1 pseudogene is annotated in these 706 nt (G+C 75.6%); it reads right to left on the bottom strand.

The features are described from left to right. Positions 1–321 (bottom strand): annotated as a pseudogene (locus STRAU_RS39710) (ATP-binding protein); the annotation flags it as partial. Positions 322–706 lie beyond the last annotated feature (385 nt).

Consider the following 706-nt stretch of genomic DNA (forward strand, 5'->3'; position numbering starts at 1 on the left):
GCCGACGCGCTCGCGCACGGACCGCGCGGCCCGGTCGGCGGCCACCGCGGCGATCACGACGCAGGTCAGGCCGAGGACCGCGGCGGCGGCGAGGACGGCGAGCAGGGGCAGCGGGGGGCGGGTCCCGGCCTCCCGGACGAGGCAGAGCACGGCCGCGCTGCCGCACAGGCCGACCGCGACGGCCGGCAGCACGGCGATGCGCACGAGCTGGGGCCGTATGCGTGCCTCGGGCAGCGGCGGGGCGGCGCGGCTCCCGGACCTGCCGTGCCGCCCGCCCTCACGGCGGTCTGCGCGTGCTGCCGGTGCGCGAAGGTGAGACATCAGCGTCCTCGGTACGTTGCGACGGACGCCGCAGCGGTCCGCTGCGGCACCTCGTCGATGGCATCGCGATGCCGGCCGGCAGGCCGTGATGTGATCCCTGCGTCGCCCGACGGCCACACACGGTAGTCGTCAACGCATCATGTGCGGTGGGCAGTTGACAAACTCCGGTGGGCAGCGTCCCGCTCTGGTATGACGCGTCGCACGCATGGGCGAAAACACTCGTACGGCCGAGCGAAGAGGCGGTCGAACATCGGCCCCGGCGCGAAAGGACGCGTCCTCTCAGCTCACCTCAGCTCACCTCGGCGACCTCGTGCCCCGGCGCGCTCGGCGTCGGCTTGTGCCCGCACGCCCGCGGCGCGCCCTGGGCCGCGCCCCGCGGCGGCCG

This window comes from Streptomyces aurantiacus JA 4570, assembly GCF_000414115.1.
GTDB lineage: Bacteria > Actinomycetota > Actinomycetes > Streptomycetales > Streptomycetaceae > Streptomyces > Streptomyces aurantiacus_A.